The following is a 13,776-nucleotide window of genomic DNA, read 5'->3' as shown; positions in this document are numbered from 1 at the left end:
ATGGAGAGCCTGCGCGCGCTCGCCGCCCGGCTCGACGCGGCGAGCGAGACCATGACCGCCCTGTCCCGCACCGTCACCGCCGGCGACCCGGCGCAGGCCGCGTTCGGCGTGGACGCCGCCGGCCGGCCCGGCGAGATCGGGCGGGCCCTGCACCGGCAGTGGACGGCCGCCACCGGCGACCGGGCCCGGGAGGCGCACGCCGCCGCCCACCGGCTGGCCGCCGCCGCCGCGGCGGTGCGGGCCGCCGCCGACCACTACGCCGACGTCGACCGCGCCGCACGCCACCGGCTGACCGGGGAGGCGTGATGGACGGGCTGGACCGGCTCGCCGAGCCCGGCCTCGACCTGCTCCGCCGGGTCGACCCACTGCTCGCCACCGGGGCACCCGAGGGGCACCGTGTCTGGCCGCTGCTGCGCCGGATGCAGGTGCTCCCCGGCGAGGCCGTCCGGAACTTCCTCGACCTTCATCCGGCACCGCTGGCCGCCGCCGGCCACACCGCACGTCACCTGATGCGGGGGTACGACGACGTCTGCGCCGCGCTGACCGACCCGGTGCTCTGGTCCGGCTCGGCCGCCTCGTCGTACGGGCAGGCCCGGGCCGCCCTGCTGCGCCACCTCGACGAGGGGCCGGAGAGCCTGGTCGGCCGGCTGGAGTCGACGGCCGGCTACGCGGAGGCGCTCGCCGACTGGGTGGAGGGCAGCCGCCTCGCGCTGGCCCGCGCGCTGGCCGACGTCCTGCGCTCCGGCGAGGCGGTGGCCGTGGTCGCGGCGACGTCGACGCCGAGCGGTGGGCCGGGGCACCGGGGGGCGGCCGGGCCGGGCGGGACCGAGGCCGCCGAGATCGCCGCGCGGGTGCTGGCGGTGCTCTGCGTCGCGTACGACGGGGCCGAGACCCTGCTGCGCCAGTGGGCGCCGAGTCTCGCCGAGTCCCGCTGGCGGGCACCGGCGGCCGACCGCCCCCGCTACGACACCCCCACCCGCGTCGGCTGGTGATGCGGTGGCGCGGCGGTGCCGGGAAGCGGCCGTGCCGGCACGTTGCGCGCTCGGACCGCGCCCGCACGTCGCGGGGTCGAGCCGCCGGCACGTCGCGGCTCGGCGCGCGTCGGCCGCGCGGGATCTCGGCCGGGCCTGGACGGCTGCGCACCGTAGTCGGGTGGCGACGGCCGGCCGGGTCGCCCCCGCCCGCGCGTCGTAGGGTGTGAGACATGGGCATGCTCTGCGCGGTCAGCTTCCAGCGGTACGGGCGCCTCTACTACCTGGACCCGGGTGAGCTGCGCCCCCAGGTCGGCGACAAGGTGCTGGTGCCGACCGACGACGGGCCCGAGGTGGCCGAGTGCGTCTGGGCGGCGCAGTGGGTCACCGAGGAGACCGAGGGCTTTCCCCGGCTCGCCGGCCTGGCCGGTGAGGATGACCTGCGCCGCGACGAGACGGTGCGCCGCCGCAAGGCCGAGGCCAAGGTCGCGGCGAAGCGGCTGATCCGGGAGCACGCCCTGCCGATGAAGGTGGTCGCGATCGACCACGTGCTCGGCGCCGCCGAGGGTGGTGGTGAGCGGAGCACCATCTACTTCACCGCCCCGCACCGGGTGGACTTCCGCGCCCTGGTCCGGGACCTCGGCGCCACCCTGCACTGCCGGGTGGAACTGCGCCAGCTCTCCGCGCGGGACTCGGCGCGGGTGCAGGGCGGCATCGGTTCCTGCGGCCGGGACCTCTGCTGCGCCACCTTCCTCACCGACTTCGAGCCGGTCACCATCCGGATGGCGAAGGACCAGGACCTGCCGCTCAACCCGCTGCGCATCTCCGGCGCCTGCGGCCGGCTGATGTGCTGCCTGAAATACGAGCACCCGCTCTACCAGCGGTTCCAGGAGTCCGCCCCGACGATCGGCACCCGGGTGTCGACGCCGGAGGGCGACGGCCGGGTGGTCGGCCACAGCGTCCCGAAGGACGCCGTCACGGTGCGTCTGGACGCTGACGGTTCCCGGTGTTCCTGCTCGCGGGCCTCGGTCTGCGGACCGAGGCAGGCGTACGAGAGCCGCGACCAGTGAGAAGTGGAAGCTGTAGAGGGCTGATCCCGCCATGGGCGAGAGAAACTACCTGATCGAAGGCGTCTCCGGCACCGGCAAGACTTCGGTCTGCAGAGAATTGCAGCGGCGCGGCTTTCATGCCATCAACGGCGACCGGGAACTGGCTTATCAAGGCGACCCGGAAACTGGTGAGCCGATGGATGATCGCACTCACGAGCATCACATCTGGCGCGTGGACGACGTAAGAGCCCTGGTCGCCAGCCACGACGAGCCGGTGACCTTCTTCTGCGGGGGTTCACGGAACTTCCCGAAGTTCATCGATTTGTTTGACGGCGTCTTCGTCCTTGACGTCGACCTGGACACCTTGAATCGGCGACTTGACGGTCGACCCGAGGACGAGTGGGGCGCAAGACCGGCGGAACGCGAACTCGTCGTCCGATTGCATCGGACGAAGGAAGACACTCCGAGAGTCGGTACCGTGATCGACGCCACCGCACCTCTCGCGAGCGTCGTCGACGAAATCCTTCGTCAAGTGATGCTGTCTCCGAGCACGTAAGAGCACCCACCCCACCGCGTCGATCATGAGGTTGGCGGCACTGTTCGCGATCAACTTCGCCGCCAACCTCACGATCGACGCGTGCCCCTGCCCGGTGGGTGGGGTAGGTGGGTGGTGGGGGTCAGGTGAGGGTGGTGGGGGGTTCGGCCAGGCGGGGGCGGAGGGGGTGCTTCGGGGTCAGCCAGGAGGACTCGGGGGACTGGTCGGGGTTTACCTGCCAGTCGCGGGCAACCCGGTCTACGGCGATCGGGTAGATCGTCAGGGTGCCGTCCGGGTCGATGCGCAGCCGCAGGAACGACTTGGCGTCCTCGATGCCCTGGCCGGCGAAGAGTTCGTTGACGTTCACCCCGAACGCGCCGGCCACCAGCAGGTACGCGGCCACCAACTGGCTCGCCACCAGCCCGCTCACCGGGCCGTAGAGCACCGCCGCGGCGGCGACCGGCAGTGGCCACGGCCAGTCGTAGAAGGGGAGGGCCAGCCAGGCCCAGGTGCCGGCGGCGGCCAGCCCGACCTGGGCCAGGCCATGGCCCACGCCGAGGATCCAGTGCCGGGCGTGCCGTTTGCCGCCGGAGCTGGGCGGCTTGGCGAAGAAGGCCGCGCCGAGCATCGTGACGATCAGCATCGCCATCAGCGGCACGCTGAACAGTCGCTGCTCCGTCCCCTCCGGGTTGGTCGCGACGCCGGCCATCGCCAGCATCAGCAGCGTGTGCAGGGTGCCCAGCAGGGTCGTGAAGCCCGGGTTGCGCAGCGGCAGGCGGGGGAAGATCCCCCAGGCGTACCGCCGGGAGCGGGCGGCGTCCGGGTAGCGGCCGGCCAGCTCGTACGGGTGGGAGGCGCTGGCCCGCCGGGCGAGGGTGTCACGCGGCGGCACCTCGATCCGCTCCGGCAACTCGTGCGTCGGGTAGAGATACGCGCCGCCGCCCCCGCAGGTGATCAGCTGCCGGTCCGGGCCGGCGTACCGGGCGTAGTGGTGCAGGTCGCCGGAGATCAGCAGCCGCACCTGCGCCCCGGTGGGCGCGACGATCGTACGGATGAAGTAGTCCACCGAGTCGTACGCCGTGGGCTGGTCGACGGCCTTGACCCACGTCGGCGCCGGCACGGCCAGGATCACCCGGCTGTCCGGGCCGAGCCGCTCGGCGACCCGGTCGAAGTAGGTGAGCTGGGGATCGTCCAGGTACGAGCCGGACTGGTCGTCGAGGCCGAGCAGCCACCAGCCGGCGGGCAGTTCGACCGCGAAGTACGAGCGGGACTGGCCGGTCTCCCAGCCGCCGAAGTGCCGGTCCCGGGACCGGACGAAGAGCCGCAGGAAGGCGGTCAGTCCGTCGTACCAGTCGTGGTTGCCTGGAACCGCGAAGAGCGTGGGCCGCTCCGGCGGGGTGACCGGCAGCGCGGCCTGGTAAGGCCCCTTGCACCGGTCCTCGTACGCCTCGAAGGCCGCCGACGGGTAGACCTGGTCGCCACCCATCACCAGGGTCTGCGCGCGGGGCAACCGGTGCCCGTCCACCTCCAGCTCGGGCTGGGCGAGCAGGTAGGCCACCGAGTAGGTGGCGTTGAAGCCGTCGCCCAGGTCGGCCACGTAGTCCAGCCAGAGACCGCCGTCCGGCCCGACCTGCCTCGCGATGCCGGCGTCGAGCGAATTCTGCAACTCCCGCTTGTCGAGGTAAGCCCCGAAGAGCATCGCCAGCAGCGTACGGATTCCGGTGCTGATCAGCAGGAACGGCGCGAGCCACGGCACCGGCTTGCGCGGGGTGAAGCCCAACTCCCGGGGATCGACGCTGCGTGGTCGGCATGCCGCGCGCCCACCGGCCGCCTCGCTCGCGTGTGGGCTCTCCGCCACGCCGTCCTGCGGGTCCACGTCGGGGGCGCGATCGTCGGTCACCCGCCGCAGCGTAGTCCCGGCCGGCCGGGATCGCTGTCCGGCGGATGACGGTTCGGGGCCGGTTGTCCGGGTCGGCGGGCGGGTGGCATCCCGCTCGGCCGGAAGGCTGGTCGTGCCGTACACTTGATGATCGTTGCCGCCTTAGCTCAGTCGGCTAGAGCGACGCACTCGTAATGCGTAGGTCGACGGTTCGATTCCGTCAGGCGGCTCGGCAGGTGAAAGGCCCTGGTCACTATCCCTGACCAGGGCCTTTCTGCTGTTCACCCTCGGGCGAGGAGGCTCGCGGGCAGCTGGCGTTCTCGATCTGAGGACAGAGCTGAGGACAGGACCACCCGGCAGCCTTCCGCCAGCGTCGCTCGGCGAGATCCACCACCGGTCGGAACAAAGCCCGCTTCGCCGCTGAGGTAGCTCGGCCGCGGGCCGCGTGCCGGGCACAGCGGAGGGCACGCCCGCTGGTGTAGCCGGCACCGGCCGGCCGACGACCGGTTCGGGCACCGCCACGCCTGCCGGTAGCAGGCCTCAGGTCGGGCGCAGCCGTGCACCCAGGTCGGCGGGCAGGTTTCCCGCCGACAGTGCTGGGCGGGGCAGGGTCATCGGGTGTTACTCCTCGAGGGTGCGGTGGGCGGCTGGTGCGTGGCCGCGCCGACCGGGTCAGCGTGCCCGGCGGAAGCCGACGCTCACACCCGCTTGCGGGTCACTCGTAGGGGGCGTACTGGACGCTGCGGGACCAGCGCCGCCAGAAGGGAAGCGGCAGGCAACCGGTTGGCGCTTCGCCGCCGATCTCGGTTTCCACGGATCCATCGGCGAGCGTGACGGAGACGGCCGAGCGGCCCGGAGCGAACACCTCCCGAACCCTGCCGGCGATCACCGAGCGGGCGATGTCTTCGAGCAGGGCGACATCTTCGGGTGCGGCGTCCAACTCCCACCGGCCGCCGTGGTCGCCGACCGCCAGGACGAGTTGATCGGAGAAGTCCGCCCATCCGAAGGCACGGGCATCGGGGTTGTGTGGCGTGACGGTGACCGATATCCCGCCCTTGACGCCGGCGATTCCCACAGTCGCCGCCCCAAACAACTCCTCTGACAACTGCCTCGCGATTCTCAGAGTCGGGGTCCGAGACGGTTCGTCGGTGTCGGGTGCGCCCTGGCCGTGCTCATCAGTCACACGGCCAGTCTGCCAAGCCATCGGGGCGAGGCGGACGCTGAGGCCATTTCGTCCGCTGAAGACACTTGTCGTACGGTCGATCCATGCCGCTGCCCGCACCCGATTCCGGGCCCGGTCAGCGGTGCAGCTCGCCTTCCAGCAGGCCCATCATGACCATGTCGTGCCATCTGCCGTCGCGGCGGAACGATTCGCGGGCCCTGCCTTCTTCGACGAAGCCGGCCTTCTCGTAGACGCGGATCGCCGGAGCGTTCTCGTCCGCGACCCACAGCGTGATGCGGTGCAGGCGCATCTTGTCGAATCCGTATCGGCAGATCAGGCGAGTGGCCTCAGTGCCGTAACCGCGCCCCCAGCAATCCTTCTCGCCGATGTAGATGTCCAGCTCCGCATCGCCGGTCTCGGGCGTCGCGTCGCCGAGCTTGACGAGGCCGATCAGCCGCTTCTCGGCCAGCGTCTCGATCCCGAAGAGCACGTGTTCGTACGAGTTCCGCTCACGTTGCTCGCATCGTGCGGTGACCTGGGCCAGGGATTCCGGGTATCCATCGTCGAGCCAGCGCATGACGTCCGGGTCGTTGTTCCACCGCCACAGGGCTTCCGCGTCGTCCGGCTCCATCGGTCGTAGCCGTACGAGATTTCCAGCGAGCATGTCTGGCTCCATCCGATGTCGGAAGCGTGCCAGCACCTCAGCAGAGCTGCGATCGGGCGCACAACCGGATTTTTCGCGAAGTCTTGCGCGGGTGCCGCTGGCACGGGCGATTCCACGGGCGGGTAGCCGTGGCGGTCCTTCTCCGGGCGGGGTGACCGGTCGCTGGCCGGGTCAGGCCGTTCCCGCTGCCGATCCATGTCGCTGACCGCACCCGATGACGTCCTGCCATGATCCACGCGACCGGGGCCGGAGTTGCGGGTAGGTTGGCACCCCGATGGCTCTCATCTTCCTCGCGCTCCTGCTGTTGGCGCTGGCCTGGCCGGTGGTCGCGGTGGGCGCAGCCGTGCTCGTGAGCCTGGCGGCGCTGGCACTCCGGGACGCCCGGGCCACGCAGGCCGTGCCGAGGATGCTGACGCGGGCGGGATGGCTGCTGACCGGCGGGGCGGCGCTGACGGCGTGCGCCGCCTACGGGTACGGGCTGCGGACGACGACCTTCGGGGCGGTCACCGACCCCGACGACCGGTGCGGGCTGGCGCGGCCGGACCTCTACGGCTACGGCCACCGTGGCCCGGACGACGGGTCGTCAGGCATGTGGCCGCTGCGGGACACCACGTGCGGCCCGGATCTGGTGCCCGGTTTCGTCAACCCCCTGGTGGCCGGGTCGGCGGCGCTGTTCGTCGCGCTCACGGTGATCATGATCGTGGTGCGGATCAGGGCCCGCCGGCGGTTGCCGTCGGCGAGCCGTGGGCGGGTCGGCTGACGAAAGCCGGCGGCCTTTGCCAGCCAGCCAGCCAGCCAGCCAGCCAGCCCGGCCGGCCGGCCGGCCGGCACGGCGGCGGGGCGATGTTGTCGGTCGTGGTCGCTACGCTCCCGGCGTGACTGATCTGGTGGATGGCGTACGGGTGCCGAGCGCCGAGGACGAGGCGAGGTTCTGGGCCCTCGTCGAGTCGGCCTGGGAGCGGCTCGGCGACGAGCCCGCAGCGGTCCGGCGGGCGCTCCTGACCAGGGAACCCGGGGCCAATGTCGAAGGCGTCTACACCATCGACGAGTGGCTCGACCCGTTCCTCGACAACCTCAGCCAGCTCGCTGCCGGCCTGTCCAGCCAGGAGTTGACCGACCTGGACCGGGTGGTCGAGCGCAAGTTGCACGACATCGACCGGGCCGATGTGCACGAGGTGACCGACGGCTCCGACGACGGGTTCCTCTACTGCCGGGGGCACGTCGTCGCGCTCGGGCGCGAGTTCTACGAGGCAGTGACCGCCGATCCCACCGTGGCTGTGCCCGACGGCGAATGCGGGGGTGTGTGTTACCTCTTCGCCCACCTGCACAACGAGCGGTTCGGCGGCTGGCCGGTCACCGGCTCAGGCATTTCCCGGGAGTCCTTCAGCAATCCGGCCGGTTGGACCAACTGACAGCACACAGTCGTCAGCTCTCTGGAAGGCAGCCTCATGCAGTACGCACCCGTCGTCGTCGCCCTGCCGATCGCCGATCGCCCGACCTCGTACCGCTTCTACTCGGAGGGGCTCGGCCTGGAGGCCGTCGGCGAGCCGGCCGAGGACGGCGTCCCCGAGCCCCTGCAGTTCACGCTCAACGACGGTCTCCGGGTCATGCTGGTGCCCACCGGCGGTTTCGGCTGGGTCATCGGTGGCCACGAGGTGGCCCGGCGGGGGCAGAGCGAGTGCGTCGTCAGCCTCCCCGCCGCGACGCCCGCCGAGGTCGACGAGCTCGTCGGGCGGGCCCGGGCCGCCGGTGCGGACGTCGTCGTCGAGCCGGGCCCGCAACCGTGGGGCTACACGGGCACCTTCGCCGACCCCGACGGTCACCTCTGGACGGTGCTCGCGGACGCACACTGACGCCGCCCCGCGAACGCCGCCCGCCGGATTTCGGGTCGGGGCCACGGCGAGGTGTGCGTCGGGGCGGCGGCGAGGTGCGCACTTGGTGGGGACGAGCGGACGGCCCAGGTCGCGAGGACCCGGGCCGTCCGTTGACAGGGCAGGCGTACGGAATCGATCAGAGGGTTCGATGCGGGTAGCCGGCGGTGCCGGTCTCCGGGACGACCTCGACCTCGGTCACCACGTACTCCGTGTCGGATGTTGTGGTGGCCGGTAGGTCGTCCTTGTCGGAGCGGTGGTTCGCGACCGCTGCGGCTCCGGCCGCCGCTGCCCCGGCCACTGCGGCGCCCGCCGCGACGGCCTTGCCGGACACCCCGGCCTTGCCGCTGTCGCCTCGGGTGGCGGCGGCGTGCTCGACGCCCGGCGTGCCGACACCGAGGCCGCTGTCGACCGTGCCGCGCCAGGCGCCGGTCTCCACGCCACGCTCCTCGATGTACGACTTGAACTTCCGCAGGTCGGATTCGGCCTGCCGCTCGATGATGTTGAGCTTGTCGCCGGCCTTCTCGACCAGGCCCTCGGGCTCGTACTCCAGATGCAGCTGAACCATGGTGCGGTCGGCGCCGACGGGCTGGAAGTAGACCGCCCCGGCGTTGGTCACGCCCTCGGTGGCCGCCCAGGCGACCTTCCGGTCGGGCACCTGCTCCAGAACGTGAGCGTCCCATTCGCGCTGGACGCCGGCGATCTCGGCGACCCAGTGCATCCGCTGGTCGTCGAGCTGGCGCACCTCGCGGACGGCTCCCATGAATCGGGGGAACTCTTCGAACTGCGTCCACTGGTTGTATGCGGTGCTGACCGGAACCTGCACTTCGATGGACTTCTCGACCTTCGTGGTCATGGGCAATCCTCCTCGTCAGGTCGTACCGCTCTCGTCGGTGGGGAGAGCCGTCCTCGTCACAGAAACTCCTACCCCCGGCGAGGACGCTCAACCGCCGGACCTCCGAGACACCACACAGGATGGTCGTGGCGCGGGCCGGCCCGGCCTGGTCAGTCGGCCTGCTCGGGAAGCCCGTGCAGGCGGCGGACCGGCGAGAAGGCCACCCACGCCACCCCGGCGAGCGCGCCCGCCGTCGCGATCCACAGCGCCGGCCGTACGCCGAGGATGGTGCCGAGCGCGCCGCCGAGCAGCGCGCCGATCGGCCGGACGCCGTAGTTGACGGTGCGCCGGGCCCCGGCCACCCGGGCCAGCAGCGCCTGCGGGGTGAGCGCCGTCTGCACCGAGCCCGTCGTGATGTCGAGCATCATCACCCCGATCGCGGAGAGGAACTCCGCGGCGAAGAGCATCCCGACCACCATCGGCGTCGGTCCGCCGGCGAGCGGAATGAGCAGCATGGGGGCAGGGAAGAGGACGAACCCGGCCAGCAGCGTCGGGCCGACGCCGAACCGGCGGACCAGCCGGCCGGTCAGTGCCGCGCCGATCAGGCCGCCCACCGCGCCGGCACCCAGCACGGCGCCCAGCAGGCCGGGGGTGAGGCCGAGTTCCTGCGTGGCGTAGAGCACGAACAGCGCGATCAACATGAAGTTGAACAGGTTGACCGTGGTGGTGCCGAGCAGGATCGCGCGCATCATCGGCGTCCGCGCGATGAAGCCCAGCCCACCGCCGAGCGCCAGGGCGCCGCGGGCGGGTGCCGGCTCCGTGGGTCGGATCCGCCCCAGGAAGTACGCGGACACGACGTACGACAGGGCGTCGGCGATCAGGGCGATCGGCGCGGTGAGCACCTGCACGAGGATCCCGCCGAGGCTCGGCCCGGCCACGTGGGACATCGCCCGGCTGCCGTTGACCAGGGTGTTCGCCTCGACGTAGTCGGAGCGGTCCACGACGGAGACGAAGAGCGGCCCTCGGGCGACCTCGAAGATCACGGCGAGGGTGCCGACCGCGAAGGCGACCACGTACAACTGGGCCATCGTGAGCACGTCCAGCAGGTAGGCCGCCGGCACTGCGACGAGCAGCAGCGCCCGGCCGAGGTCGGTGAGGATCATGAGGCGGCGCTTGTGCGGGTGCCGGTCCACCCAGGCGCCGATGAGCAGCGAGAAGAGCAGGTTGGGGATGACTGCGGCGGCGGTCAGGTAGCCCATCTCGGCGGGCGTGGCCTGGAACACCAGCACGGCCAGCAGCGGCAGGGCCAGGGTGGAGATCTCGTCGCCGAAGTACGACACGGTCTGCGCCGACCAGAACCGACGGAACACCCGCTCACGCAGCAGCCGGGGCAGCGGGCCGCGTCGGGCCGGACCGTCCGGTGGGGCGGCGGCCGGGGCGGCGGTCGCCTCCGCGCCACTCATCGTGCGTCGTCCGACTGGCCGGAGCGGCCGGCAGCCAGCCCGGGGCCCGTGGCGTCGCCGGTGGAACCAGCGGCGGTGTCGGCGGAACCAGCGGTGTTGGCGGAATCAGCGGAGGCCCCGGCGGTTTCGGCGGGTGGCGGGTCGGCGAGGACGGTCAGGTGCACGAGCCTGACCTTCCGGCTGCCGGCCGGCCGCTTCGTCGGGTCGACGATCCGGTCGTCGTACTCGGCGAGCAGGGCGTCGATCCGCGCGCTCAGCGCGGCCATCTCCTCGGGGGTGACGTACACCGGCCGGTCGCCGAACCCGGTGACCGCCCGCCAGGCCGTCGACTCGTCGGCCCGCCGGGTCAGGAACTCCTCGGCCTGGCGGGTGTAGAGGGCGAGCTGGACGGCGCTCAGCTCGTCAACGGCCGCCCGGGTCTGCGGGTCGTCCGAGACGTCGTCCCAGGACGTATTGAGGGCGGTGGCCCGCCAGGGCCGTTCTCGGGCGTCGGCGCCGGGCGCCCGCTCGGCGAGCCCGTACTTGGCGAGCTGCCGGAGGTGGAAGGAGCAGTTCGGCACGCTCTCGCCGAGCCGCTCGGCGGCCTGGGTGGCGGTCATCGGGCCCTGCTGGCGCAGTAGCCCGATCAGGGCCATTCGTAGCGGGTGCGCGTAGCCCCGCAGGGCCTTGGGGTCGGTGAGCTTCACCTCGGGTAGGGACACATGCTAAAGCTATCTTTATAAAGATAGCTTTAGCAACTGCTGAGGGTGAGGGTGCTGTCTGGTCCGAGGGTGACCACCGGCGGGAGCGTGTTCACCTTCAACGCGACGTTGCTCGGCTCAACGCACCTTCGCGCGTCACGCTGGTGGGTGCTGCGCTTCGCGGCGGACGGCGTACTGACTTTCTGCCCCGAATTATCCGTCTAGTGGCGGACGCAACCCTGGAATGCCGCATCGGAAAGTGAATCAGCGCGGGCGGCGGTGCGCTCCCCCGCCGCCGCCAAACGTGATCAGGACGCCATGGACGCTACCCGGCGGTTTTAACGTCCATGGCGTCCTGATCACCAGGGCGCTCGCTAGATGGTTAAGCCGAGTCAGTGGAAGGTGAGCCGAGTCAGTGGCGGACTGAGAGGTGGCGGGTTGCCGCGCTGACCCGAGGGCGTTGCCGCCACCCCGCCGCCGGCCGCTCCGCCGCCCCCGCCGCCCGCCACCCCGCCGCCCGCCACCCCGCCGCCCCCGCCGCCCGCCACCCCGCCGCCGGCCGCCCCGCCGCCCCCGCCGCCGGCCGCCCCGCCGCCGGCCGCCCCGCCGCCGGCCGCCCCGCCGCCGGCCGCCCCGGCCGCCGGGCCGCCGGGAAGGGACGGGACGGGGCGATCAACCGGGGGTCGGTGTGCCGAAATTTCGAGGTCGAACATGACCATGGCGTCCGGGGCGGGGCGAGAACTCAGGTGTAGATGGTGGTGGCGTAGTCCGGGCCGTAGTGGCGTTCCAGGTCCGCCAGGTCCGCCGCCGGGTATTCGACCTCCTTGACCAGCCGGGCCCGGGACGGCAGCACGTCCGGCTGCCAGCTCTCCGGCTGCCACAGCTGTGAACGCAGGAACGCCTTGGCGCAGTGGTAGAAGATCTGCTCGATCTCCACCACCACGGCAAGGACCGGGCGGTGCCCCTTGACCACCATGTCGTCGAACCACGGCGCGTCGCGGACCAGCCGGGCCCGGCCGTTGATCCGCAGCGTGTCGGTACGCCCGGGAATCAGGAAGATCAGCCCGACGTGCGGGTTGTCCAGGATGTTGCGGTAGCCGTCGGCACGCCTGTTGCCCGGCCGCTCCGGAATGGCGATGGTCCGTTCGTCCAGCACCAGCGCGAAGCCGGGCGGGTCGCCCTTCGGCGAGACGTCGCAACTGCCGTCCGCGCCCGCCGTCGCCACCAGACAGAACGGCGAGGCGGCCAGCCAGTCCCGGTCCCGGGGGTGCAGGACGGGCCGCTCCTTGGCAAGCGCCCTCGCCACCGGCGCCCCCAGCAGCTCGCGCAGTTCCTCGTGCGAGGTGATCTCCACCGTCACGTGATCCTCCCCTGTGCGTTGAGCCAGTGGCGGCCTGCCCGCCGACCGCCAGCCTATGGGCGCGGCCGGCGCGAGGTTTGTCCCGCCCGGGCTGGGGTACCGCCTCACCCGACCCGCCCGGAGAGACCGAGCAGTGGAGGCCCGATGGAGAGCCGACTCAAGGTGCTGGGCCATCCCCTCCACCCGATGTTGGTCATGTTTCCCGTCGGCCTGCTGGTCACCGCCGTCCTGTTCGACCTGGTGGACACCGTCGGCGGGCCGGACTTCCTCGGCGAGGTCGCGTACTGGAACATCACCGTCGGCCTGATCGGCGGCCTGCTGGCCGCGGTGGCCGGGACGTTCGACCTGCTGGCCATCCCGTCGGCCACCCGCGCGAAGCGGGTGGCGCTGACCCACGCCGCCGCCAACCTGGCGGTGATCCTGCTCTTCGCCGCGGTCTGGGTGGTCCGGCTCAACGCCGACTCCCGGGCCGCCGGTGGCGCGCTGATCGCCATCGAGGTGGTCGCGCTGGCCATCCTCGGCGTCAGCGCCTGGCTGGGCGGGGAACTCGTCGACCGGCTCGGCGTCGGCGTGGACCGGGACGCCGGCCTGGACGCGCCCAGCTCACTGCGATCAACCGCGGCCATCCAACGGATCGGAGAGAGGCAATGAGCGAGCGCAGCGGAGGGCCGTCATGAGCGAGCGCAGCGAGCGAGTCATCGGGCTCAGTGCGGTGGTGCCTCATGGCGGCACGGAGCGCAGCGGAGGGCCGTCATGAGCGAGCAGGGCGGAGGGGCTGGCCGGGGCTGGCGCGGCCGGCAGCAGGGCTGGGACCCGATGGGTGAGCTCCAGTCCCTGCGTACGGAGTTGCGCCGGCTGGTCGGCGGTCGGGCCGGGCCACCGGAAGTCGAGCTGGCCGAGACCGCCGACGGCTGGGAGGTCGTGGTGCGGCTGCCCGGCGTGGCACCGGAGGAGGTGGCCGTCGAGCTGGACGACCGTGAGCTCTGCGTCCGGGCCCGCTCCGAGGCCGAGGTCAACGCCGACCACGGTATCCCCGGCGGCTTCGAGACCCGGGGCTTCGAATACCGGGTCGACCTGCCGTCCCGGGTGGACCCCGACGCCATCGACGCGGTGATGGACCACGGCCTGCTCCGGGTGCGGCTGCCCCGGGCCACCCGGCCCGGGCCGCGCACCATCACCGTCGGCCGTACCGGCCCCCGTTCCACCGGCCCCGTCGGGGGTACGCCGAGCGTCGTCGACCCGGCCGCGGACCGGGAGATGCACCGCCCGGACATCGCCGTCGGCGATACGGTCCAGCCGTAACGGGC

16 protein-coding genes, 1 tRNA gene and 1 pseudogene are annotated in these 13,776 nt (G+C 72.1%); 10 read left to right on the top strand and 8 right to left on the bottom strand.

The window, feature by feature from the left end; genetic code table 11:
* The 4 genes from GA0070608_RS07660 (at position 1) to GA0070608_RS07645 (ending at position 2,576) form a co-directional block, all read left to right on the top strand.
* Entirely contained in the window at positions 1-306 is a 306-nt protein-coding gene (locus GA0070608_RS07660; protein ID WP_091624086.1) for a hypothetical protein, read from the top strand.
* Positions 306-992, top strand: coding sequence for a hypothetical protein (locus GA0070608_RS07655; protein ID WP_091624083.1), 687 nt, complete (start codon positions 306-308; stop codon positions 990-992). Before GA0070608_RS07660 ends, GA0070608_RS07655 begins: the two co-directional genes overlap by 1 nt.
* A gap of 212 nt (positions 993-1,204) precedes the next feature.
* On the top strand, positions 1,205-2,041 hold the full coding sequence (locus GA0070608_RS07650; RefSeq protein WP_091624080.1) for a PSP1 domain-containing protein: 837 nt from the start codon (positions 1,205-1,207) through the stop codon (positions 2,039-2,041).
* 31 nt (positions 2,042-2,072) lie between these two features.
* Positions 2,073-2,576: an AAA family ATPase gene (locus tag GA0070608_RS07645; RefSeq protein WP_091624077.1), complete on the top strand. Its 504-nt coding sequence runs from the start codon at positions 2,073-2,075 to the stop codon at positions 2,574-2,576.
* Positions 2,577-2,697: 121 nt separating this feature from the next.
* Here the strand turns inward: GA0070608_RS07645 and GA0070608_RS07640 are convergent, their stop codons facing one another.
* Positions 2,698-4,455, bottom strand: a complete 1,758-nt coding sequence (locus tag GA0070608_RS07640; protein ID WP_245715732.1) for a metallophosphoesterase family protein — start codon at positions 4,453-4,455, stop codon at positions 2,698-2,700.
* 135 nt (positions 4,456-4,590) lie between these two features.
* Here GA0070608_RS07640 and GA0070608_RS07635 point away from each other — a divergent pair.
* Positions 4,591-4,664 (top strand) — tRNA-Thr (locus GA0070608_RS07635).
* Positions 4,665-5,149: 485 nt separating this feature from the next.
* Here the strand turns inward: GA0070608_RS07635 and GA0070608_RS07630 are convergent.
* Complete coding sequence (locus GA0070608_RS07630) at positions 5,150-5,617, bottom strand: hypothetical protein (protein ID WP_141719423.1); 468 nt, start codon at positions 5,615-5,617, stop codon at positions 5,150-5,152.
* A gap of 115 nt (positions 5,618-5,732) precedes the next feature.
* Positions 5,733-6,227 (bottom strand): GNAT family N-acetyltransferase, encoded by a 495-nt coding sequence (locus GA0070608_RS07625; protein ID WP_245715731.1) that lies wholly within the window; start codon positions 6,225-6,227, stop codon positions 5,733-5,735.
* A 307-nt stretch (positions 6,228-6,534) separates the two neighbouring features.
* Between GA0070608_RS07625 and GA0070608_RS07620 the strand changes: the two genes are divergently transcribed.
* The 3 genes from GA0070608_RS07620 to GA0070608_RS07610 all read left to right on the top strand — a co-directional run bounded on the left by GA0070608_RS07620 (position 6,535) and on the right by GA0070608_RS07610 (position 8,113).
* Positions 6,535-7,020, top strand: coding sequence for a hypothetical protein (locus GA0070608_RS07620; RefSeq protein WP_091624066.1), 486 nt, complete (start codon positions 6,535-6,537; stop codon positions 7,018-7,020).
* A 115-nt stretch (positions 7,021-7,135) separates the two neighbouring features.
* Positions 7,136-7,672, top strand: coding sequence for a DUF4240 domain-containing protein (locus GA0070608_RS07615; RefSeq protein ID WP_091624062.1), 537 nt, complete (start codon positions 7,136-7,138; stop codon positions 7,670-7,672).
* Positions 7,673-7,708: 36 nt separating this feature from the next.
* Complete coding sequence (locus GA0070608_RS07610; RefSeq protein ID WP_091624057.1) at positions 7,709-8,113, top strand: VOC family protein; 405 nt, start codon at positions 7,709-7,711, stop codon at positions 8,111-8,113.
* Between the two features lie 424 nt (positions 8,114-8,537).
* Here GA0070608_RS07610 and GA0070608_RS33330 read toward each other — a convergent pair.
* From GA0070608_RS33330 to GA0070608_RS07590, 5 genes and pseudogenes are all read right to left on the bottom strand, one after another.
* A pseudogene (locus tag GA0070608_RS33330) lies at positions 8,538-8,987 on the bottom strand (SRPBCC family protein); the annotation flags it as partial.
* A gap of 149 nt (positions 8,988-9,136) precedes the next feature.
* Positions 9,137-10,429, bottom strand: coding sequence for an MFS transporter (locus GA0070608_RS07600; RefSeq protein WP_091624051.1), 1,293 nt, complete (start codon positions 10,427-10,429; stop codon positions 9,137-9,139).
* Positions 10,426-11,130 carry a helix-turn-helix domain-containing protein gene (locus GA0070608_RS33940; RefSeq protein WP_266317410.1) on the bottom strand — a complete coding sequence of 235 codons (705 nt, stop codon included), beginning with the start codon at positions 11,128-11,130 and terminating at the stop codon, positions 10,426-10,428. The genes GA0070608_RS07600 and GA0070608_RS33940 overlap by 4 nt, the downstream gene beginning before the upstream one ends.
* A 371-nt stretch (positions 11,131-11,501) precedes the next feature.
* Entirely contained in the window at positions 11,502-11,822 is a 321-nt protein-coding gene (locus tag GA0070608_RS33935; RefSeq protein ID WP_176733662.1) for a hypothetical protein, read from the bottom strand.
* 29 nt (positions 11,823-11,851) lie between these two features.
* Positions 11,852-12,469 (bottom strand): pyridoxamine 5'-phosphate oxidase family protein, encoded by a 618-nt coding sequence (locus GA0070608_RS07590; protein ID WP_091624047.1) that lies wholly within the window; start codon positions 12,467-12,469, stop codon positions 11,852-11,854.
* Positions 12,470-12,613: 144 nt separating this feature from the next.
* Between GA0070608_RS07590 and GA0070608_RS07585 the strand changes: the two genes are divergently transcribed.
* Positions 12,614-13,120 (top strand): DUF2231 domain-containing protein, encoded by a 507-nt coding sequence (locus tag GA0070608_RS07585; protein ID WP_091624044.1) that lies wholly within the window; start codon positions 12,614-12,616, stop codon positions 13,118-13,120.
* A gap of 102 nt (positions 13,121-13,222) precedes the next feature.
* Positions 13,223-13,771 carry an Hsp20/alpha crystallin family protein gene (locus GA0070608_RS07580; protein ID WP_091624041.1) on the top strand — a complete coding sequence of 183 codons (549 nt, stop codon included), beginning with the start codon at positions 13,223-13,225 and terminating at the stop codon, positions 13,769-13,771.
* Positions 13,772-13,776: the final 5 nt, after the last annotated feature.

It is taken from the genome of Micromonospora peucetia, assembly GCF_900091625.1.
Lineage (GTDB): Bacteria > Actinomycetota > Actinomycetes > Mycobacteriales > Micromonosporaceae > Micromonospora > Micromonospora peucetia.
This window is presented reverse-complemented; position numbering and strand designations above follow the sequence as displayed.

Coding starts and splice junctions, on each gene's coding strand:
- GA0070608_RS07610 (WP_091624057.1), top strand. CDS start 7,709: ATGCAGTACGCACCCGTCGTCGTCGCCCTGCCGATCGCCGATCGCCCG.
- GA0070608_RS07620 (WP_091624066.1), top strand. CDS start 6,535: ATGGCTCTCATCTTCCTCGCGCTCCTGCTGTTGGCGCTGGCCTGGCCG.
- GA0070608_RS07580 (WP_091624041.1), top strand. CDS start 13,223: ATGAGCGAGCAGGGCGGAGGGGCTGGCCGGGGCTGGCGCGGCCGGCAG.
- GA0070608_RS07655 (WP_091624083.1), top strand. CDS start 306: ATGGACGGGCTGGACCGGCTCGCCGAGCCCGGCCTCGACCTGCTCCGC.
- GA0070608_RS07600 (WP_091624051.1), bottom strand. CDS start 10,429: ATGAGTGGCGCGGAGGCGACCGCCGCCCCGGCCGCCGCCCCACCGGAC.
- GA0070608_RS07650 (WP_091624080.1), top strand. CDS start 1,205: ATGGGCATGCTCTGCGCGGTCAGCTTCCAGCGGTACGGGCGCCTCTAC.
- GA0070608_RS07660 (WP_091624086.1), top strand. CDS start 1: ATGGAGAGCCTGCGCGCGCTCGCCGCCCGGCTCGACGCGGCGAGCGAG.
- GA0070608_RS33935 (WP_176733662.1), bottom strand. CDS start 11,822: ATGTTCGACCTCGAAATTTCGGCACACCGACCCCCGGTTGATCGCCCC.
- GA0070608_RS07645 (WP_091624077.1), top strand. CDS start 2,073: ATGGGCGAGAGAAACTACCTGATCGAAGGCGTCTCCGGCACCGGCAAG.
- GA0070608_RS07585 (WP_091624044.1), top strand. CDS start 12,614: ATGGAGAGCCGACTCAAGGTGCTGGGCCATCCCCTCCACCCGATGTTG.
- GA0070608_RS07625 (WP_245715731.1), bottom strand. CDS start 6,227: ATGGAGCCGGACGACGCGGAAGCCCTGTGGCGGTGGAACAACGACCCG.